This window comes from Pseudomonas sp. NA-150 (assembly GCF_044336365.1).
Classification (GTDB): Bacteria; Pseudomonadota; Gammaproteobacteria; order Pseudomonadales; family Pseudomonadaceae; genus Aquipseudomonas.
Map to the genome: position 1 here is coordinate 150,762 of NZ_CP172305.1, position 20,084 is coordinate 170,845.

15 protein-coding genes and 1 pseudogene are annotated in these 20,084 nt (G+C 59.0%); 11 read left to right on the top strand and 5 right to left on the bottom strand.

Translation table 11 applies throughout. The features are described from left to right. Nucleotides 1-15: 15 nt before the first annotated feature. Entirely contained in the window at nucleotides 16-732 is a 717-nt protein-coding gene (locus ACF0H7_RS00725; protein ID WP_397450946.1) for an N-acetylmuramoyl-L-alanine amidase, read from the bottom strand. Beyond that, nucleotides 725-1,507: an Hcp family type VI secretion system effector gene (locus ACF0H7_RS00730; protein WP_397450947.1), complete on the bottom strand. Its 783-nt coding sequence runs from the start codon at nucleotides 1,505-1,507 to the stop codon at nucleotides 725-727. Before ACF0H7_RS00730 ends, ACF0H7_RS00725 begins: the two co-directional genes overlap by 8 nt. 500 nt (nucleotides 1,508-2,007) lie before the next feature. Between ACF0H7_RS00730 and ACF0H7_RS00735 the strand changes: the two genes are divergently transcribed. The 7 genes from ACF0H7_RS00735 (at nucleotide 2,008) to ACF0H7_RS00765 (ending at nucleotide 11,778) form a co-directional block, all read left to right on the top strand. Further along, nucleotides 2,008-4,920: an aminotransferase gene (locus ACF0H7_RS00735; protein WP_397450948.1), complete on the top strand. Its 2,913-nt coding sequence runs from the start codon at nucleotides 2,008-2,010 to the stop codon at nucleotides 4,918-4,920. Between the two features lie 256 nt (nucleotides 4,921-5,176). After that, complete coding sequence (gene aguB / locus ACF0H7_RS00740) at nucleotides 5,177-6,055, top strand: N-carbamoylputrescine amidase (RefSeq protein WP_397450949.1); 879 nt, start codon at nucleotides 5,177-5,179, stop codon at nucleotides 6,053-6,055. Nucleotides 6,056-6,060: 5 nt separating this feature from the next. Beyond that, entirely contained in the window at nucleotides 6,061-7,170 is a 1,110-nt protein-coding gene (gene aguA, locus ACF0H7_RS00745) for an agmatine deiminase (RefSeq protein WP_397450950.1), read from the top strand. A 145-nt stretch (nucleotides 7,171-7,315) separates the two neighbouring features. Further along, complete coding sequence (locus ACF0H7_RS00750; RefSeq protein WP_397450951.1) at nucleotides 7,316-7,522, top strand: hypothetical protein; 207 nt, start codon at nucleotides 7,316-7,318, stop codon at nucleotides 7,520-7,522. Between the two features lie 203 nt (nucleotides 7,523-7,725). Further along, the gene (locus tag ACF0H7_RS00755; RefSeq protein ID WP_397450952.1) at nucleotides 7,726-8,895 is read left to right on the top strand and encodes an aromatic ring-hydroxylating dioxygenase subunit alpha; all 1,170 of its coding nucleotides are present in this window, start codon (nucleotides 7,726-7,728) and stop codon (nucleotides 8,893-8,895) included. Nucleotides 8,896-8,929: 34 nt separating this feature from the next. Then, nucleotides 8,930-10,591 carry a choline dehydrogenase gene (locus ACF0H7_RS00760; protein WP_397450953.1) on the top strand — a complete coding sequence of 554 codons (1,662 nt, stop codon included), beginning with the start codon at nucleotides 8,930-8,932 and terminating at the stop codon, nucleotides 10,589-10,591. A gap of 131 nt (nucleotides 10,592-10,722) precedes the next feature. Then, nucleotides 10,723-11,778 carry a GlxA family transcriptional regulator gene (locus ACF0H7_RS00765; protein WP_397450954.1) on the top strand — a complete coding sequence of 352 codons (1,056 nt, stop codon included), beginning with the start codon at nucleotides 10,723-10,725 and terminating at the stop codon, nucleotides 11,776-11,778. Between the two features lie 128 nt (nucleotides 11,779-11,906). On the opposite strand, the gene ACF0H7_RS00770 is transcribed toward ACF0H7_RS00765, so the two are convergent. Next, a complete protein-coding gene (locus ACF0H7_RS00770) occupies nucleotides 11,907-12,635 on the bottom strand; it encodes a class II aldolase and adducin N-terminal domain-containing protein (protein ID WP_397450955.1) in 729 nt (242 codons plus the stop codon). A gap of 192 nt (nucleotides 12,636-12,827) precedes the next feature. Here ACF0H7_RS00770 and ACF0H7_RS00775 point away from each other — a divergent pair, with 192 nt between their 5' ends. The 4 genes and pseudogenes from ACF0H7_RS00775 (at nucleotide 12,828) to ACF0H7_RS00790 (ending at nucleotide 17,299) form a co-directional block, all read left to right on the top strand. Further along, nucleotides 12,828-14,312: an aldehyde dehydrogenase family protein gene (locus ACF0H7_RS00775; RefSeq protein WP_397450956.1), complete on the top strand. Its 1,485-nt coding sequence runs from the start codon at nucleotides 12,828-12,830 to the stop codon at nucleotides 14,310-14,312. A gap of 98 nt (nucleotides 14,313-14,410) precedes the next feature. Further along, nucleotides 14,411-15,358 (top strand): choline ABC transporter substrate-binding protein, encoded by a 948-nt coding sequence (locus tag ACF0H7_RS00780; RefSeq protein ID WP_397450957.1) that lies wholly within the window; start codon nucleotides 14,411-14,413, stop codon nucleotides 15,356-15,358. A gap of 95 nt (nucleotides 15,359-15,453) precedes the next feature. Then, nucleotides 15,454-16,236: an AraC family transcriptional regulator gene (locus tag ACF0H7_RS00785; RefSeq protein WP_397450958.1), complete on the top strand. Its 783-nt coding sequence runs from the start codon at nucleotides 15,454-15,456 to the stop codon at nucleotides 16,234-16,236. A 102-nt stretch (nucleotides 16,237-16,338) separates the two neighbouring features. Further along, nucleotides 16,339-17,299 (top strand): annotated as a pseudogene (locus ACF0H7_RS00790) (zinc-binding alcohol dehydrogenase family protein). A gap of 125 nt (nucleotides 17,300-17,424) precedes the next feature. Here ACF0H7_RS00790 and ACF0H7_RS00795 read toward each other — a convergent pair. Both ACF0H7_RS00795 and ACF0H7_RS00800 read right to left on the bottom strand, forming a co-directional pair. Continuing rightward, the gene (locus tag ACF0H7_RS00795; protein ID WP_397450959.1) at nucleotides 17,425-18,477 is read right to left on the bottom strand and encodes an ABC transporter ATP-binding protein; all 1,053 of its coding nucleotides are present in this window, start codon (nucleotides 18,475-18,477) and stop codon (nucleotides 17,425-17,427) included. Continuing rightward, entirely contained in the window at nucleotides 18,474-19,937 is a 1,464-nt protein-coding gene (locus ACF0H7_RS00800) for an ABC transporter permease (RefSeq protein WP_397453784.1), read from the bottom strand. Before ACF0H7_RS00800 ends, ACF0H7_RS00795 begins: the two co-directional genes overlap by 4 nt. Nucleotides 19,938-20,084 lie beyond the last annotated feature (147 nt).

The following is a 20,084-nucleotide window of genomic DNA, read 5'->3' on the forward strand; positions in this document are numbered from 1 at the left end:
TCGAAAATCAGTTCGTCACAGGAACGGTGGGGGCAACAGGTTTGTGTGCTCTCGAAGCTCTTCAACCAAAACCATCCCAACCTCTCCAGGGCATATCCTGCCTTCTTCAGAGTCTTGTTGATGAGGGTACTCCATATGACCGCCCAGTATTGTTATATTAAAGACGCTACGCAAAACATCTATAAGCGTCAGTAATGCCGCAATTTGTTTGTTTGGGATCTCCTGGGTGGTGTCATAGTTAAAATATTTTTTTAGACTCTTTTTTCCCTTCACCAAAACTTCATGGCCTTCCTCTAAAGCCAGCAAATTCTCCAGAAGCACAATTCCTATTACGCCGGTATTGAATTTGTTGACATTGCTTCCTTTTTGACGAATATCTCTTCCTTCGAAAATAAATCCAGAGCAGTCGATGCCAAAGTGATACCCGATGTCATCCCAGTCGGTTTTAATATGCAACCGTTGAATGTCTTGCATTTGAAGTGAGCCAGGATTACAAGACTCTCGTTGCCCTATATGGTGAATGGCAATCATCGAATAATCCCAATCGGATTCCATATGTGTTTCAATCTTAAGCGCCGCCCAATCCGACCGCTCAATCGCAGCAAACCCCGCCGCCGTTATCCGCCTAAAAATCGTCGCCCGCGTTGCCGCCCTGTCGTTGACAGTTATGGTATGAGTAACACGGCCGTTTAGTTCTTGCGATTTCAAATGAGTTGTTTTGTGCTCAATCATTTACTTTCTTCCGATAGTCTGAATATTCGCCGGTGGGTGCTTCGTAGTTCACGTGAATGGAAATATCCGAGTCGATATCGGCGGTCTCAATCTCGATCTGGCCACACTCGTTGGTCCAGCTTTCCCAACTCTTCCCCTCTTTAGTCACAATGCAGCCACGGTTGATGGCAGGTTTGCCCGTTTCGCTGTTAGTCACTTGGATAATATGGCCGTAGTCCTTGCGCTCTCTGCGTGCTTGCTCGTGTGCCCTTACCAGCCGGTGTCGTATCGACTCGTCGCTCGCCCCGCCTCCTTCCCACTCGTCATTGGCAAAGGTTTTGGCGATTTCATGCGCCCACCGGATGCGTCGATAGGCGATATGAACGGTTTCCATCGATGTGATTTGGGGACTGAACGGATCCAGGTAGCGGGGCATTTGAAACTCGATGTCGGTGATAACGGCATCTTCCAATTCGATGGTGAGGAAGTGTTCTTGCCCGCCCTGCGTTGAAGTTCGGTAGAGCTCCAGTCGACAGTAATCGAGGGCCTCTTTGTCGTTCAGCGCCTGAAGCAGCAGGGGTGTGGATTTATCGAGAACTTTGGTGATGACCAACGGCCGGTGTATTCGATGGTTGGACTTTCCGCCTTCTGCAGAGATGTGGTGGTCCACCGCGTGGACCATAATCTGGTCCTCGTGACCCTGTTGCCAGGCAGGGCCGGAATCCGGACCGAGGGCGCCGGCGCTGATTGAACCTTGTCGCGATCCTTTGATGGTGAGGTAGGCGGACGCTGCCATGGTGGGGCTCCTTTGGCTGAGAAACCGCGACCCTAGCAGCGAAAATGCCGCTGAAAACATCACCGGAAAAATCCAGAAATACCCTACAAAAATTAGAGAAAAATCGTTCGGAAGAAATGGTAAAGCGTCAGACCGATCACATCAGAAAAGCGCTAGATCGTTGATGTTGAGGGCTCGGCCATTTGTTTCTGCCGAAGGCGTAGGAGCTTGGCTTGCCAGCGATCTGTCGCGAAGCGGCAGTAAAACCAGCTAACGTGAGTGTCAGGTACAGCCGCTAGTTCGGATTTACGACTGCTGCGCAGCCGATCGCTGGCAAGCCGAGCTCCTACGCTCTCCGGGCAGAATCAAAAACGGATGTACCGTTCCAGCCATTTTAAAGGCGCCACCTTAGATAGCCGGTCGCGCATCGACCTCCTGTTAATTTTTTTCAACACAACCCTTGCACATCACTCCCACAACTGGCGATATAAGCGCCTAACAAGAACCACAGAGGTCGCGTCATGCCGCTCGCCACGTTGATTCATCGTTCCAGCCTGCCGTGCCCGGAGGTCAGCGCTGCTCAGGCGTTGCGGTTGCTTGAGTTGCATTACGGGCTGAGTGGGGCGCTCAAGGAGTTGGGTAGCCAGCAGGATCGCAATTACCTTGTCGACAGTGACGCGGGGCGGTTTGTGTTGAAAATCTGCCACGGTGATTACTCGCCGCTGGAGCTTCAGGCGCAGCACGCGGCGTTGGCGCATTTGGGGGCGGTGTCGGGGTTGCGGGTGCCTCGGGTGTTGAAGGCGCGCAACGGTGAGGAGTTGTTGTCGCTGGAGGTGGAGGGTCGGGCGGTGCAGGTTCGGGTGCTGGAGTTTATCGACGGGCAGTCTTTGGCGCATTTGAGCCACTTGAGTCGCAACGTGGTGGTGGGCCTCGGTGAGTTGTGTGCTCAGGTCGATCAGGCGTTGGCGGGGTTTCAGCATGCGGGGCTTGAGCGCACGTTGCAGTGGGACCCGCGCCATGCCGATGCGTTGATCAAGCATCTGTTGCCGGTGATCAAAAACGCTGAAGAGCGCGCGTTTCTCGGCCACGCTGCCGAGCAGGCGCAGCGGCGTTTGCGGCCATTGGTGGCGAAGCTGCCGGTGCAGGCGATTCACCTGGATATCACTGAATACAACGTGGTTTGGCAGCGCGATGTGCAGCGTCAGTGGCAGTTGCAGGGGTTGATTGATTTCGGTGATCTGGTGACTACCTGGCGCGTGGCTGACCTGTCGGTGACCTGCGCGGCGCTGTTGCATCATGCCGAGGGAGATCCTCTCTATATAGTGCCGGCCATTCAGGCGTATCACGCGATCAATCCGCTGCAACGCGAAGAGCTGCAAGCGCTGTGGCCGTTGATCGTGGCGCGGGCGGCGATTTTGGTGTTGAGCAGCGAACAGCAGGCCAGTGTCGAGCCGGGCAATACCTATATACAAGCCAACTTGCAGAGTGAATGGGGCATTTTTGATCTCGCCACGTCGCTGCCGCTGGAGTTGATGGAAGAGGCGATTCTGCACTGCGTTGGCATGGCTGGGACTGAAAACAACGTCTGCGTCTTTGACCCACTGCTGCCAAGTCTCAGCGGGCAAACTTTTACGCCGGTCGATCTTGGCGTACTGAGTCAGCATTTCGACGCGGGTAACTGGGAACAAAGCGGCATTGATGAGCGCTTATTGACGGAAGTCGGGGTTAAGGAGGGTCTGGCGGCAACCCGATACGGCGAATATCGCCTGTCGCGGACCCAGCCCGACAGCCCGAAAGAGCCCGATACGTGCGCGCTGCATGTTGAACTGCATCTGCCGTCGGGCACTGCTGTGCATGCGCCGTTCGCCGGAACATTGCGCCTGACCGCCGACGCGGCGCTGTGTCTGGTAGGCGAGCATATGAGCCTGCGCTTGTGGGGCGTGGCGTCATCATTGGATTCGGGCAGCACTGTCAGCGCTGGTCAGGCATTGGGCGAGAGCCGTGGTTCGGTGATGGTGCAGCTGTGCCGCGTGGCGGAAATCAGCCCGCCGCTGTTCTGTACGCCATCCTGGGCCGCAGCCTGGAAGGCGTTGTGCCCGTCGCCAACGGCCCTGCTGGGTTTCGATTGCGATGCGCCCGCGCTGGAAGACGCAGCGAAACTGCTGGCACGTCGCGACGCCAGTTTCGCGCGTTCGCAGAAGCATTATTACCAGGCGCCGCCGCAGATCGAGCGTGGCTGGCGCAATCACCTGATCGACATGCAGGGCCGGTCTTATCTGGACATGCTCAACAACGTCGCGGTGTTGGGTCATGGTCACCCGCGCATGGCGCAGGAAGCGGGCAAGCAGTGGTCGTTGCTCAACACCAACTCGCGCTTTCACTACGCCGCGATTGCCGAATTTTCTGAACGCTTGCTGGAACTGGCGCCGGATTCCATGGATCGGGTGTTCCTGGTCAACAGTGGCACCGAAGCGAATGATCTGGCGATTCGTCTGGCCTGGGCCTACAGCGGCGGGCGCGACATGCTCAGTGTGCTGGAGGCGTATCACGGTTGGTCGGTGGCCACCGATGCCATCTCCACGTCGATTGCCGACAACCCGCAAGCACTGAGCACGCGGCCGGACTGGGTGCATCCGGTGACCGCGCCAAACATGTATCGCGGCGAGTATCGCGGTGCCGACAGTGCGCCGGATTACGTGCGCAGCGTCGAGCACAATTTGGCCAGGCTGGCCGAGCAAAAGCGTCAGGTTGCTGGGTTTATCTGCGAGCCGGTGTACGGCAACGCTGGGGGTATTTCATTACCGCCGGGCTATTTGAAGGACGTTTACGCCAGGGTGCGGGCACAGGGCGGCGTGTGCATCGCCGACGAAGTGCAGGTCGGTTACGGCCGTTTGGGCCATTACTTCTGGGGCTTCGAAGAGCAGGGTGTGGTGCCGGACATCATTACCATGGCCAAGGGCATGGGCAATGGCCACCCGTTGGGCGCGGTCATCACTCGCCGAGAAATCGCCGAGGCGCTGGAGGCTGAAGGTTATTTCTTCTCCTCGGCAGGCGGCAGTCCGGTCAGTTGCCGCATCGGCATGGCGGTGCTGGATGTAATGAACAAGGAAGGCCTGTGGGACAACGCCAAAGTGGTGGGTGACCACTTCAAGGCGCGGCTCGAAGCGTTAATCGATAAACATCCGTTAGTCGGTGCAGTGCATGGTTCGGGTTTCTATCTCGGAGTGGAGTTGATTCGCGACCGAGAAAGCCTGGAACCGGCTACTGAGGAAACCACCTACCTGTGCGATCGCCTGCGTGAACTGGGGATCTTCATGCAGCCTACGGGGGATTACCTGAACATCCTCAAAATCAAACCACCGATGTGCACCACTCGGCAGAGTGTGGATTTCTTTGTGGATAGCGTGGCGAAGGTGTTGGGTGAGTTGGGCTGACGCGCTGTAAGCCACGCATCAATACACCGTAGGAGCTGCCGAAGGCTGCGATTGGATCTATGACGCGAAGGCCGTTCCGGCCTTGTTCGCAGCCTTCGGCAGCTCCTACAGGGGTAAGGTTTTTATGCTAAGTCGATTGTTATCGAGTTAAATTTCATTTTTTTGCCATCCATGTGTCTTGAATAGCTTTTATAGCCGATATTTATCGGTTATAAAGCTAGCCATTAAGGTCAATAACCCGCACACGAGGTGTTCCATGAGTCGTACCGTTTCCGTCGCTGCCACCCAGATGGCGTGTTCCTGGGATCTTGAAGCCAACATCGAGACCGCCGAGCGACTGGTGCGCGACGCCGCGGCCAAAGGCGCGCAGATCATCCTGATCCAGGAGCTGTTCGAGGCACCGTACTTCTGCCAGAAGCCGAATCCGGACTACTTGCAGTTGGCAACCTCGGTCGAAGAAAACGTCGCGATCAAGCACTTCCAGAAAGTCGCCAAAGAGCTGCAAGTCGTTCTGCCGATCAGCTTCTATGAGCGGGCGGGTCGCGCGCGATTCAACAGCATTGCGATCATCGACGCCGACGGCAGCAACCTCGGCATCTATCGCAAGAGCCACATCCCGGACGGCCCTGGCTACCACGAAAAGTACTACTTCAACCCAGGCGATACCGGCTTCAAGGTCTGGCAAACCCGCTACGCGAAAATCGGCGTGGGCATCTGCTGGGATCAATGGTTCCCTGAGTGCGCGCGCAGCATGGCGTTGCTGGGCGCGGAAATTCTGTTCTACCCAACGGCCATTGGCAGCGAGCCGCACGACAAGACCATCAGCTCCCGCGACCACTGGCAGCGTGTGCAACAAGGTCATGCCGGCGCTAATCTAATGCCGCTGATCGCCAGCAACCGCATCGGCAACGAAGAACAGGACGGTTACGACATCACGTTTTACGGCTCATCGTTCATCGCCAATCAGTTCGGCGAGAAAGTCGCCGAACTCAACGAAACCGAAGAAGGTATTCTGGTACACAGCTTCGACCTCGACGAGCTCGAGCACATCCGCAGCGCCTGGGGTTCGTTCCGCGATCGTCGTCCAAACCTGTATGGCCCTCTGAAAACACTTGATGGTTCCCTGGAGTCCTGACCGCCATGACCACGCTGAACAGCACACCACGCGCCGACGGCTTTTATATGCCGGCCGAATGGGCGCAGCAGACCCAAACCTGGATGATCTGGCCCGAGCGCCCGGACAACTGGCGCCTGGGTGGCAAGCCGGTGCAACGCGCGCATGTCACGTTGGCCAAGGCCATTGCGCGTTTCGAACCCGTTACTGTGGGCGTCTCCGCGGCCCAGTATGACAACGCCAAGGCGCAACTCGATGGTGTGCCGAATATCCGTGTCGTCGAGATGAGCAACAACGACGCCTGGGTCCGCGATACTGGCCCGACCTTCGTCATTAACGATAAAGGTGAAGTGCGCGGTGTCGATTGGGGCTTCAATGCCTGGGGTGGTTTCGACGGCGGTCTGTACTCACCGTGGAACCTCGACGAGCAAGTGGCGAGCAAGATCCTCGAGATCGAACGCTCGCCACGCTACGTGACTGAAGATTTCGTGCTGGAAGGCGGTTCGATTCACGTCGACGGTGAAGGCACGGTCATTACCACCGAAGAATGCCTGCTCAATCGCAATCGCAACTCACACCTGTCGCGTGAACAGATCGAAGCCGTGCTGTGCGAACATTTGTCGGTAGAAAAGGTTATTTGGCTGCCGGACGGTTTGTTCAACGACGAAACCGATGGCCATGTGGATAACTTTTGCTGCTACGTGGGGCCCGCTGAAGTGTTACTGGCGTGGACGGATGATCCAAAAGATCCCAACTTTCCGCGCTGCCAGGCAGCAATGAAGGTACTGGAAAGTACCCGCGACGCCAAAGGGCGACCGTTTGTCGTTCACAAAATGCCAATCCCGGGTCCGTTGTACGCGACCGAAGAGGAGTGCGCAGGTGTGGATCAGGTGCACGGTAGTCAGGAACGCACTCCTTCGGTGCGCCTCGCCGGATCCTACGTTAACTTCTTGATTGTTAACGGCGGGCTTGTAGCCCCCAGCTTTGATGATCCGCACGATGAAACAGCGCGTGAAATCCTTCAGCGTCTGTTTCCGGAACATGAAGTTGTCATGGTTCCCGGTCGCGAGTTGTTACTGGGTGGCGGCAATATTCACTGCCTGACGCAACAACAGCCGGCCCCGCACAAGGGCTGAGTTGGTCCTGTTCTTGCTACTTGAAAGCCCATCAAACGATGGGCTTTTTTTGTTGGCGTCAATTCGCTGACCCGTAACAACTTCTATTAAAGTTGTAACAAAGCACAGGTACATTCAGGCGCTCAGACTCAAGAGGTTGTCCCCAATGAACGCAGCTATAGAGCAGAACGTTGCTCGCGGTTTGTCTGCAAGTAACGAAGCGCGCCAGATAATGGCCGACTGGTTAAGGACAACCAGAAACAGAACGATGACCCCCAAGGCCGATGCACGACAATTGATCCTCGCCCGCTACCCGGCAGGGCTGATCAGTGACGCAGAGCTTGAAGCTTTGTTACGAGTTGTGGACCGGTAAGCTTCTTGAATGGGCTGTCCAAGCTGACGCCTTCGCCAACTCGTTGGCGAAGGGCGTGACGCGATAAATCAGTCGGCCCAATTGATTTATTAACCAACCAACTCGTCGCATTCCATCAATACCCATCCCCGCTTGCGCCCTAAATTAACTCCCAAGAGCAGGCTGCCGTGCTGTGCGGTCAGTCACTGTCGGGGAGAGTATCGATGCAATCCGTGAACATTCTGAAGCAGCAAAGTCCGGTCGAAGGCTGGGATCATCAAGACCCTGAAGAAGCCTTTACCTTGCCCTCGCGTTACTTCTTCGACGAGACCCTGTTCAAGGCTGAGCGCGACAATATTTTCATGCACGCCTGGCATGTGGCGGGGCATGTGAGTGAGTTTGCCGAGCCGGGTCAGTACGTGGTCACCGACTTGTTCGACCAGAGCGTGGTGGTGGCGCGCAACCGGCAGGGGCAGATTCATGGGTTCCATAACGTGTGTCAGCACCGTGGTAATCGGTTGCTGGAAACCCGCCGTGGCACTACCGGCGGCGTGGTGCGCTGCGCCTATCACTCGTGGTGTTACGAAATGGACGGCACCCTGCGTAGCGCGCCACGTTGCGAAAAGATGAAGAATTTTGAGCTGCAGAATTTCAATATTCCGCAGATCCGCACCGAAGAACTGGGCGGATTTATCTACTTCAACCTTGACCCGAAAGCTCCATCGCTACGTGATCTGTTTCCCGGTGCAGACGAAGAAATGCGCAGGGTTTTCCCCGACCTGGAGAACATGCGCCTGATCGAAGAGCAGGACGTGATCGTGCCGGCCAACTGGAAAGTGATCATGGACAACTCCATAGAGGGTTATCACTTCAAGCTCTCGGGGCCTTGCCATATCGACCTCGCCAAGCTGATCGACTTCAAGGGCTACGAGTTGACGAAACGCGACAACTGGTGGACGTACATCGCTCCTGCGAATCTCTCGGTCACCGAAGCTTATGGCGTGAAACTGCGAAGCGATATGAACCCGGACGAGTGCTTTTTCAACATCGGCATGTGGCCGAACAACACCTTCTATACCTTCCCGTTTTCCGAGTTTTTGGGCTCGTTCATGATGATCCCGCTGGATGCCGAACGCTCGCTGCTGCGCTTTGGTTACTACTCATCAAATGCCGAAACTGCGCCGGTGAGCGCAGCCTGCATGAAGTGGATGAACGAAGATTTGGGACCGGAAGACATCGCGCTGAATATCTCGGTACAAAAGGGCCTGCACTCCCTCGGTTACGACCAGGGCCGTTACATGATCGACGCCCAGCGCAGCAACGAAAGCGAACACCTGGTGCATCACTTTCACCGACTGGTGTTTGAAGGCATTCACGGTCCGTCCGCGCGCTGATCACGTTTCGACCACCTGACGGAGCACGCCGGCCATGTCCGAGCATGAGTTTGATTACGTGATTGTGGGCGCCGGTTCGGCGGGCTGCGTGTTGGCCAATCGATTGAGCGAAGACCCGGCGTTGAGCATTCTGCTGCTCGAAGCCGGGCCTGTGGATAAAAGCTGGACCATCGACATGCCATCGGCGGTGGGCCTCGTGGTGGGCGGCACACGCTACAACTGGAGTTACAACTCCGAGCCTGAGCCGTACCTGGACGGCCGTCGCATTGGCACGCCGCGCGGTCGGACGTTGGGTGGCTCGTCGTCGATCAATGGCATGGTCTACATTCGCGGCCATGCCCGTGATTACGATGCGTGGGCCAAGCAAGGCTGTCATGGCTGGAGCTATAAAGAAGTGCTGCCTTATTTCATCCGCTCACAGACCCATGCCAACGGCGCGGATGACTATCGAGGTGGCGCCGGGCATTTGCATGTCACGCCCGGCAATATCGACACGCCGCTGTGCAACGCTTTTGTGCAGGCTGGCGCGCAAGCGGGATACGCCTTGAGCAGTGATTTGAACGGCTATCGCCAGGAAGGTTTTGGTCCGGTGGATCGCACCACGCGCAATGGTCGGCGCTGGAGCACGGCGCGCGGGTATCTCACCGAAGCCATCAAGCGCGGCAATGTCAGCGTCGCGACCGGAGCATTGGCGTTGCGCATCTTGTTCGATGGGCGTCGCGCCTATGGCATCGAATATGAACAAAATGATCAGGTGCGGCAGGCGAGGGTTCGGCGCGAAGTGTTGCTGACCGCGGGGGCGATCAATTCGCCGCAGTTGCTACTGTTGTCGGGCGTCGGGCCGGCAGATGAGCTGCGAGCGCTCGGCGTAGAGGTGCAGCACGATTTGCCGGGCGTCGGCCGGCGGCTCAACGATCACCCGGATACCGTGGTGCAGTTCCTGTGCAAGGCGCCGGTTTCGCTGTATCCCTGGACCACTGCGCCGGGCAAATGGTGGATCGGCGCGCGCTGGTTCGTGACTCACGATGGCCCGGCCGCCAGCAACCATTTTGAGGCGGGCGCGTTCATTCGCTCACGGGCCGGTGTCGAGCATCCGGATTTGCAACTGACCTTCATGCCGCTGGCGGTGCAGCCGGGAAGTGTCGATCTGGTGCCGGCCCACGCCTTTCAGATTCACATTGATTTGATGCGTCCGACCAGCCTCGGCAGCGTCACCCTGAACAGCGCCGACCCGCATCAACCGCCGCGTATTCTGTTCAATTATTTGCAGACCGAACAGGACCGCGCCGACATGCGCGCCGGCGCTCGTCTGGTGCGCGAAATCATCGATCAACCGGCCATGGCGGCGTTCAAAGGCGATGAGTTGGTGCCAGGCCCTGAAGCGCAAAGCGACGCCGAACTCGACGCCTGGGCGCGACGCGTCACGGAAACCGGCTACCATGCCAGCGGCACGTGCAAGATGGGGCCGAGTGACGATCCCGAGGCGGTGGTCGATCCGCAGTTGCGGGTGCATGGGCTTGAAGGATTACGCGTGGTGGATGCGTCGATCATGCCGATCATTGTCAGCGGCAACACCAACGCGCCGACGGTGATGATCGCGGAAAAAGCCAGCGACATGATTCGCGGATTCAAGCCATTACCAGCGTCCCAGGCGGCGGTGTGGATGCATCCGCAGTGGCGCGTACAGCAGCGCTAGATTCGGAATGCAATTTACCTGTAGGAGCTGCCGAAGGCTGCGATCAATCGCGAAGCGGTCGCCGCGTTTGACGGCCAATCGCAGCCTTCGGCAGCGCCTACAGAGTGTGTGTTTATCTGTAAGGACGAACCATGAAACCATCATCCGCTCGGATCGAAAACCTGCCCGACTGGCGCAAAGGCGAAGTGGCTGCTTTGCGTGTCGCGGTGTTGCTGTTGCCGTCGTTTTCCAACCTCGGGCTGGCAGCGGTCGTCGAGCCGCTGGCCATTGCCAACTGGCTGACTCAACGCCAGCTGTTTGAGTGGACCTTGTTATCCCTCGACGGCCAACCCGTGCAGGCCAGCAACGGACTGAGCAGCTCTGTTTCGGATGCTATTCGCGCGGATCAGGGCTTCGATGTGTGCCTGGTCATCGCCAGTTTCGATGTGCATAAACACAGCCGCAATCAGGCCTTGAAAAGCTGGCTGCGCAAACAGGCATTGTTTGGCGCGGTGTTGATGGGCGTGGAAACCGGCACCGAATTACTCGCGGCCGCCGGCGTTCTCGATGGCTACGAGGCGGCTGTGCATTGGGACAATTTGCAGGGCTTCCAGGAAAGTTATCCACGGGTGCAGGCCCGGACTCAGCTCTACACCCTTGAGCGCCAACGTCTGACCTGCGCTGGCGCCACCAGCACGCTGGACATGATGATCAGTTGGCTCGGTCAAAGCATCGACAGCGATCTGGCGCGGGAAATCGCCATGCACCTGTTGATGGGCGAAGTGCGCCAACCGGCCGACAACCAACGCGATGGCGGCCTGACCAACACCAAGCTGTACGGCGGCAAAATGCGTCGCGCGGTGCTGTTGATGGAGCAGGCGCTGGAAGAGCCGCTGGACTGCGAGGCGATTGCCAGTCAGGTCGGGTTATCGCGTCGGCAGCTCGAGCGGCAGTTCAAGCAACACACCGGCCTGTCGCCCCTCAAGTACTACATCACTTTGCGCCTGGCGAGGGCTCACAGCCTGTTGCAGCAGACACAACTCAGCGTCGCTCAAGTGGCGGCGTGTTCGGGGTTTGGTTCGCTGGAGCACTTCTCCCGCACCTACCGCGCCAAGTTTGGCTGCCCGCCGAGTGAGGATCGTAGCCAAGTGTGGACTGCGCCGGTGATGCGTCAGCCGTTAACTAAAGAGCCAAGGCAAGCTAGCTGATTTTGCGATTCTCTGTAGGAACTGCCGGAGGCTGCGATCGCCTGGGAACCAGGCGTCGTCTTTGATTTTTTAAAGGTTCTGCGGACCTTATCGCAGCCTCCGGCAGCTCCTACATGGCGCATCCTCCATCACCCGCGAAACCCAGGCTCTTCCTCACTTAAAATCTTCATCAACGCCGAAAAATGCCTATCCGCAAACCCCGGATAATCCTGCCACTGGCGCGCCGTTTTCCTAGCTACCTCATCACTGGCAACCCGCAACGGACGCCCCGTCGACAGCGCCGTGATGTACACCTCACACGCCCGTTCGAAGTAATACAAATCATCGAACGCCTGAGCAATGCTCGGCGCCGCCACCAACAGTCCATGGCTGCCCATCAATAGAATCGGCTTGCCCTCCAGCAGGTGACTGACCCGTTCAGCTTCATCGCCCAAACCCATGCCGTCGAAGCCTTCATCAATCGCCACGCGCTCGAAAAAACGCATGGAGTTTTGCTCGATCGGCGGCAGGCGCGAGTCGGCCAGGCAGGCCAGCGTCGTCGCGTATTTCGAATGGGTATGCAGGATGCAGCGCGCGTGCGGCTGGTTGCGGTGCAGCGCACTGTGCAGCGCGCACGCGGTGATGTCCGGGGCGTCGGGGCGGTCCAGCGTGCTGGGATCATCAGCGTTGACCAGCAGCAGATCGCTGGCCTTGATCTGCGAGAAATGCGTGCCGTACGGGTTGATCAAAAACTCCCGACCGTCCGCCGAAACCGCAACGCTGAAATGGTTGGCGATGGACTCGTGCATGCCCAGTCGGGCGGCCCAGCGAAAGGCGCAGGCCAGCTCAGTGCGCTGTTGGGTGTGGGCGTCGGACATGTTTATCGTCTCCGTGGGGCGGTTGTTATGGCCAGTGTAGGACCGGACCCCATGAGCACTTGATGGGAAGCGACGTTCGCTGACGTTATTGCCGTCGTGACAAAACGGCAGGGAATTGCCGTTTTTGATCAATAGCGCCGGTGTCGCCAGGCAGATAGTGGCTGGCACAAGCCACCTGAGCTGGAGACACAGATGTCGGACATATCGCTGTTTATCGGAGGGCAATGGCAAGCGCCGCAAGCACAGGCCTGGCGCGACGTCATCAACCCAGCGAACGAGCAGGTGCTGACGCGCGTGGCGGTGGCTGGGCGCGTCGATGCCGAGCGGGCGATTCAGGCTGCGCGGCAAGCCTTCGACCACGGCGAGTGGCCGAACATGGCGGTGACTGAGCGCGCCCAAGTCCTGCAACGAATCGCCGCCGCCATCGACGCTGATAGTGAAAACCTCGCGCGTCTGGAAACCCTCAATGCGGGTAAGACGCTCGGCGAAAGTCAGGCCGATATTGGCAACGTGGTCGCGACCTTTCGTTACTACGCCGCGCTGCTGGAAACCGAGAGTGGCAGCGTCAACTCCCACGCTCCGGCCCATGTAATCAGCCTCAACCAGCGCGAGCCGGTGGGCGTCTGCGCGTTGATCGCGCCGTGGAATTACCCGCTGCTGCAAGCCGTGTGGAAGATCGCCCCGGCGTTGGCCGCGGGTAACACCGTGGTGTTCAAACCCAGCAGTCTGACGCCGATGACAGCCCATCGTCTGACCGAATTGTTGGAAACAGTTGGCTTGCCCGACGGCGTATTCAACCTGCTCTGCGGGCCCGGAGACATCGGCGAACTGTTGGCGACCAGTCACGAGGTCGACCTGGTGTCGCTGACCGGCGGCGCGGGTGCGGGCGGCAAAGTGATGCGCGCGGCCAGCGGCAATTTCAAACGCGTGGCATTGGAGTTGGGCGGCAAGAATCCGAACATCGTGTTCGCCGACGCTGATTTCGACGTGGCGTTGGATCAGGCGCTCAACGCAGTGTTTTTCAACGCCGGACAAATCTGTTCAGCCGGCTCGCGGCTGTTGGTGGAAGACGCGATTCACGACCGTTTCGTCGCCGCCCTGCAGCAACGCACTGGCAACATCCGTCTGGGCGATGGCCTCGATCCGACCACGCAAATGGGCCCGGTGATTTCCGCCAGCCAACGCGATCAGGTGCTGACCATGATCGCGGGCGCAGTGGAGCAAGGCGCGCAATTGCTGGCGGGAGGCAAGATCCCACAAGGCCCGGCATTTGAACGCGGTTTCTGGCTGGAACCGACCCTGCTGGGCAACGTCACGGCGACGATGCGCATCGCCCAGGAAGAGGTCTTCGGCCCGGTGATTACCGTCGAGCGTTTCAGTGGCGAGGCACAAGCCCTACACCTGGCCAATGACACGCCCTACGGCCTCGCGGCCGGTGTCTGGACCCAAGACCTCGGCAAGGCCTATCGCATAGCCAAGCGCCTGCGGGTCGGCACCTTATGGATCAACGACTACAACGCGGCGTTTCCGCAAGCGCCGTGGGGTGGGTACAAGTCCAGCGGCATTGGTCGCGAGCTGTCGCGCGCCGGGCTGGATGAGTTCACCGAACTCAAGCACGTCTACCTCAACACTGCGCCGGTTGCGTTGAACTGGTTTGGTGTCGAGCAGGCGAGCTGAGGGCAATACAGCAGGACCAGACCGCATAAAAACAACAACAAAAAACCGCTTCGCATTTAGCCGAACACTGCCGTCGTCAATCCCGAGGAGTCCATTTCATGAGAGCTTGCCCGTCCCTGTTGTTGATCGCATCACTCACCGTGCCGCTGCTGGCCAGCGCGGCGGAACCCGAGTCCTGCGACACCGTTCGCTTCTCCGACGTCGGCTGGACCGACATCAGCGTTACCACGGCGATGACCAGCGAAGTGCTGGAAACCCTGGGCTACAAAACCAAAACCACCCTGCTCTCGATTCCCGTGACCTACAAATCGCTGGCGGCAGGCAAGGACCTCGACGTGTTCCTCGGCAACTGGATGCCGACCACCGAAAACGACATCAAGGCCTACCGCGACGCCGGTACGGTCGAGACCGTGCGCGCCAACCTTGAAGGCGCCAAATACACCCTGGCGGTGCCGGAATACGTGTACAACGCCGGCCTTAAAGACTTCGCCGACATCGCCAAATTCAAGGACAAACTCAACGGCCAGATCTACGGCATCGAGCCGGGCAACGACGGCAATCGGCTGATCCAGAGCATGATCGACAAAAATGCCTTCGGCCTGAAGGACTTCAAAGTGGTGGAATCCAGCGAAGCGGCGATGCTCTCGCAACTCGGACGATCGACGCGCAAGAACGAGTGGATCGTGTTCCTCGGCTGGGAACCGCACCCGATGAACACCAAGAACAAGATGAAATACCTCACCGGCGGCGATGACTATTTCGGACCCAACTTTGGCCAGGCGACCGTCTACACCAACGTGCGCAAGGGTTACACCCAGGAGTGCAGCAACGTCGGCAAACTGCTGCAGAACATGGTGTTCAGCCTGAAGATGGAAAACCAGTTGATGGACGCCGTGCTCAACGACAAACAGAAACCGCGTGATGCCGCCAAAGCGTGGATCAAGGCCAACCCTGAGGTGCTCAATACCTGGTTGGCGGGCGTCAGCAGCAGAGATGGCAAACCGGCGCTGCAAGTGGCCCAGGCGCAGTTGGCGAAGGCGCCATAACGGACAACAAAAAAAGCCCCGTCCGACCGTCGCTGGCGACAACCCGCGGCGGTCGCTACCATGCGCAGACCATCCCGTTTCCGGTTTGCCCCGCAATGGCCCTCGCTGTACCGCCCGACCTCAGTGACACCGACGTCCCCGTGCAACCGCTGGCGCGGACCTACCCGCGTGGGCTGTATGTCGAGCCGCACGAACACGTCTGGGGGCAAGTGCTGTATGCGATGTCCGGAGTGATGTGGGTCGAAACCCCGAACGAAGCCTTGGTGGTGCCGCCACAGCGTGCGGTGTGGCTGCCTCCTGGAATCCCACACGGGATTCGCGTGGTGTCTGACTTGCAGATGCGCAATATCTACCTGCGCCCGGCGATTGCCGCGACGCTGGAAAGCACGGTGCAGGTGCTCGAAGTCGGTAAATTACTGCGTGAGTTGATCCTCGGTCTGGTGGATCAGGGGCCGGATCAGCAAGGTCAGGAATACTACGAAGCCTTGGTTGGCCTGGCATTGCTGGAATTGAAGCGGGCCAGGCGCAGCGTCATGAAAATTCCCATGCCGTCCGATTCGGATCGCCGCCTGGTCAATCTGTGTCAGGCGGTCATGGGTTCGCCGTCGCTGGATATTTCGTTCGAACAGCACGCGGAAAACGCCGGTGCCAGCGTGCGTACCCTGTCGCGTTTGTTTCAGCGCTCACTGGGGCTGGGCTTTGCCGACTGGCGACGTCAGGTGCAACTGGCGACCGCTGTGGCCGAGCTGATTCAGGGTGTGCCGGTCAGCAGCATCGCCCGCGAACTGGGCTATTCCCCCAGCAGCTTCAGTGACATGTTTCGCCGTGAACTGGGCATGAGCCCGTCGCAATACCCGCTCGGCGAACGCGCTGCCTGATCAACGGTGTGCTATTTGGCCGGCAGGCAGAAGCACATGACCGACAGCTATTTCGGACAGCTCCTACACTCTGGACACCTTGAACCGTTGTCCGGAGTCCTCATGAAAGCCCTGCAATTTGCCAAAACCGGCGACCTTTCCGCTCTGCAATACGTCGACGTCCCACAGCCGGTAGCGGCGCAGGACGAAGTACTGATTCAAGTCAAAGCCGCCGGCCTCAATCCGAGTGACGTGAAGAACGTCCTGGGCCGTTTCCCGTACACCACGCTGCCGCGCATTCCCGGCCGTGACTTTGCCGGTGTAGTCATCGAAGGTCCGCAAGCGCTACTGGGTCAGGAAGTTTGGGGCACCGGTCGGGAGCCTGGTTTCTTCCGTGATGGCTCGCACGCGGAATACCTGACCCTGCCGGTCAAAGGCGTTGCGCGTAAACCCAAGGCGCTGAGCTTCGCCCAGGCAGCGAGCCTCGGCGTGCCATTTACCACCGCGTGGGACGCATTGGAGCGCAGTCTGGTCGACGGCAATACGCGCTTGCTGGTCATTGGCGCCAATGGCGCGGTGGGTAGCGCGGCGATGGCGCTGGGGAAAATCCGTGGCGCGCAAGTGTTGGGCGCCGTGCGCCGCCCGGAGCAGGTTGCAGCGCTCAAGGCTGACGGTTTCGATGCCGTCCTGCTCGACAAGCCGGAAGACCTGGCGGCTCAGGTTCACGCGGTATTTCAGGGTGGCCCGGAAGTGATCTTCGACACCACCGGCTTCTGGCTGCCCGCTGGCGATCCAGACCCTGGCGCCTTTCGGTCGTATCGCCGTCATCTCCGCGCCGGTAGATGGCCACGTGCAAGTGCCGATTCTGGCGCTGTACCGCAAAGGCGGCTCGATCGTGGGCATCAACTCGCTGCTCTACGGCACCGACATCTGCGCGGGGATGCTCGACCAGTTCAGCCAGTTCTTTGATGCGGGACTGCTGCCGCTGCCGACCGATCTGTTCGAGTCACCATTGAGCGAAGGTCTGTCGCGTTATGAGGACGTGAACAAGGGCAGTGCGGACAAGATTATTTTGATTCCTTAAACCCTCACGCACAAATCTTCTGTAGATACCGTCTTGACCCTCAGTGAGCAAGTGCTAGCTGAGGGCCAAAGCGGTTAGCCTCGGGATGCCCACGGAAGAACAGAAAGACCAGCCCCGCATTGCCATCACTGCAAACCTTTGCCCAAAACATGCCCGCCACCGCTCACGCTAATCCCCACAGTGCTGCCTACCGTCGGCGCATGAATACTCAAGCTGCGCACCAACAATTCCCGTGACGTCGCGCCTGTCAGCTTCACCGTCAGCATGCAGGCATTGCCGCCGAAATCACTGTCAGTCACCACCCCCAGGCAGCCTGCCGACTGTGCGTCCGCCGGCGTCAGTTGGATCTGCTCCGGGCGTAACAGGATCTGTGCCGCGCCTTGATGAGTGCTGTCACCCACCGAAATCCGCCCCAGCTCGCAGACCGCCCAACCGTTGTCGACAGTGCCTGGAATCACCACCGCATCGCCAAGGAAATGTGCGGTTTCTTCGTCACGTGGACGCAGGTAAAGGTCCATGGGCGCGCCGACCTGGATCAGCTTGCCCTGGCGCATCACCGCCAGTTGATTAGCAAACGACAGGGCTTCGGCCTGGTCGTGGGTAACGAGAATGGTGGTGCAGCCCGCATCGGCCAGCATCTGCGCCACGGCCTTACGCATCGATGCGCGCAAGCCGGTGTCGAGGGCCGAAAAGGGTTCATCGAGCAGCATCAGCTTGGGTCGTTGCGCCAGCGCGCGGGCGAGGGCGACACGCTGTTGCTGACCGCCTGAAAGCTCATGCGGCCAGCGCGGCAGCATGCGCGGGTCGAGGGACACCATGTCCATCAACTCGCCGATGCGTTGCTGTTTCGACGCGTTGTTGCCGGGTAGACCGAAGCCGATGTTGCCGGCGACCGTCATGTGCGGAAACAGCGCGCCATCTTGTGGGACATAGCCGATCAACCGTTGATGCGCGGGGACCTCGGTCGATTGATCGAACAGCGTCTTGCCGTTGAGCGTAATCACGCCGGAGTCGGGAAATTCAAAGCCGGCGATCATACGCAACAACGTGGTCTTGCCCGACCCCGAGGGGCCGACGATGGCGGTACGACTGCCTTCCGGCACCGACAAACTGACGTTATCCACTGCCGGCACTGCGCCGAAAAATTTGCTGATAGCGGTTAAATCAAGTGAGCTCATCGGCCTGCCGTGCGTTTGGATTGGTAATAAAGAAGCCAGGTCAGCGGCAACGAAAGCACGACCATGATCAGCGCATAGGGCGCAGCGGCGGCGTAGTCGATTTCGCTGGTCATCGCCCAAAAGGCTGTTGCCAGCGTACGGGTGCCGCTGGGCGCGAGCAACAGGGTGGCGGTCAACTCATTGGTGATCGCCAGGAACACCAGCGCCACACCCGCTGCCGCGCCCGGCGAAGCCAGACGCATGGTGACCACCCACAACGCCTGAATCGGCGAACGCCCGAGACTGCGTGCAATGTTTTCCAGCTCTACCGGCGCCTGGGCAATACCCGCGCGCAGATTGACCAAGGCCCGGGGCAGAAACATCAGGATGTAGGCCAGCAGCACGGTAATCGCTGTCTGATAAATCGGTCGAGCGTATCGGACAGTGACCGTCACCAGTGCCAGCGCGACGACAATCCCGGGCAGGGAGCTGGCGATGTAATTGCAGCTTTCCAGCAAGCGATGCAAACGCCCCGGTGAGCGCACCGACAGCCATGCAATCGGAATCGCCGCCAGCGTCGTGAGGATCGCTCCGACACTGGCCAGGACCATAGTCTGCTCCAGCGCCGGGAGAATATTGGCCAGATCCCAGACCTCGGCACCGCCCGCGATCAGCCACTTGGTCAGCGTCACCAACGGTACACCGAGCGCCAACACCGAGGTCAGGATCGGTAGCAACAGCACCAGCGCCGTGGTCATGTGGCTCAGCTGAAACACCCGCTGCTCTCGCGCACTGCCGGAACCGACCCGGGCATAACGGGCCTTGCCGCGAGTGCCCGATTCGAACACCAGCATCGCCAGGCAACACAGCGCCAACACCCCGGCCAGCATGTTCGCCGCAGGGCCGTTAAACGATGATTGGAACTGGTCAAAAATTGCCGTGGTGAAGGTGTCGAAACGCACCATCACGTACAAGCCATATTCCGACAGCAAATGTAGGCCAACTAACAAGCCGCCGCCCCAGATCGCCAGACGCAACTGCGGCAACACTACCCGGAAAAACACCGCCCACGGCTTCAGGCCCAACGACTCCGCCACGTCCTCGATACCCGGATCAAGACGCCGCAACGCAGCAGCCGCTGGCAGATAAAGGAACGGAAAGTAGGCGATTACCGACACCAGCACGCCAGCAAACAGGCCATGAATCGGTGGGAAAAGACTGACCCACGCATAACTGTGAACAAACGCCGGCACCGCCAGCGGCGCGGTGGCCAGCGCTGACCACAAGCGTCTGTAAGGTAAATCGGTGCGCTCGGTCAGCCAGGCAAGCCCGACACCCAGCAGCACACAAAGAGGGATCGTCAAAACGACCAGCAACACGGTATTGATCAGCAGTTCGCCGACCCTGGGCCGAAACACCAACTCAACGATAGTGTCCCAACCGGTCTGAATCGAAATGCCGATCACGAAACCGATGGGCATCAGTGCCAACAGTGAAATCAGCACCGATGTCACCACAATCCAGGTAGCGGGACGGCCGCCGCGCGAGCGGGACCGTCCGGTCAAGGCGGAGACAAGTCCTACAGCGTTAGGTGCTTCGAGGTCGGCACCCGTAAAATTCTCCGCCTT

Excerpts from the sequence above, each read along its gene's own strand:
- ACF0H7_RS00755 (WP_397450952.1), top strand. The coding sequence starts at position 7,726 with ATGCAATCCGTGAACATTCTGAAGCAGCAAAGTCCGGTCGAAGGCTGG.
- ACF0H7_RS00800 (WP_397453784.1), bottom strand. The coding sequence starts at position 19,937 with ATGCCCATCGGTTTCGTGATCGGCATTTCGATTCAGACCGGTTGGGAC.
- ACF0H7_RS00735 (WP_397450948.1), top strand. The coding sequence starts at position 2,008 with ATGCCGCTCGCCACGTTGATTCATCGTTCCAGCCTGCCGTGCCCGGAG.
- ACF0H7_RS00760 (WP_397450953.1), top strand. The coding sequence starts at position 8,930 with ATGTCCGAGCATGAGTTTGATTACGTGATTGTGGGCGCCGGTTCGGCG.
- aguA (WP_397450950.1), top strand. The coding sequence starts at position 6,061 with ATGACCACGCTGAACAGCACACCACGCGCCGACGGCTTTTATATGCCG.
- ACF0H7_RS00780 (WP_397450957.1), top strand. The coding sequence starts at position 14,411 with ATGAGAGCTTGCCCGTCCCTGTTGTTGATCGCATCACTCACCGTGCCG.
- ACF0H7_RS00770 (WP_397450955.1), bottom strand. The coding sequence starts at position 12,635 with ATGTCCGACGCCCACACCCAACAGCGCACTGAGCTGGCCTGCGCCTTT.
- ACF0H7_RS00765 (WP_397450954.1), top strand. The coding sequence starts at position 10,723 with ATGAAACCATCATCCGCTCGGATCGAAAACCTGCCCGACTGGCGCAAA.
- ACF0H7_RS00725 (WP_397450946.1), bottom strand. The coding sequence starts at position 732 with ATGATTGAGCACAAAACAACTCATTTGAAATCGCAAGAACTAAACGGC.
- aguB (WP_397450949.1), top strand. The coding sequence starts at position 5,177 with ATGAGTCGTACCGTTTCCGTCGCTGCCACCCAGATGGCGTGTTCCTGG.
- ACF0H7_RS00775 (WP_397450956.1), top strand. The coding sequence starts at position 12,828 with ATGTCGGACATATCGCTGTTTATCGGAGGGCAATGGCAAGCGCCGCAA.
- ACF0H7_RS00730 (WP_397450947.1), bottom strand. The coding sequence starts at position 1,507 with ATGGCAGCGTCCGCCTACCTCACCATCAAAGGATCGCGACAAGGTTCA.
- ACF0H7_RS00795 (WP_397450959.1), bottom strand. The coding sequence starts at position 18,477 with ATGAGCTCACTTGATTTAACCGCTATCAGCAAATTTTTCGGCGCAGTG.
- ACF0H7_RS00785 (WP_397450958.1), top strand. The coding sequence starts at position 15,454 with ATGGCCCTCGCTGTACCGCCCGACCTCAGTGACACCGACGTCCCCGTG.
- ACF0H7_RS00750 (WP_397450951.1), top strand. The coding sequence starts at position 7,316 with ATGAACGCAGCTATAGAGCAGAACGTTGCTCGCGGTTTGTCTGCAAGT.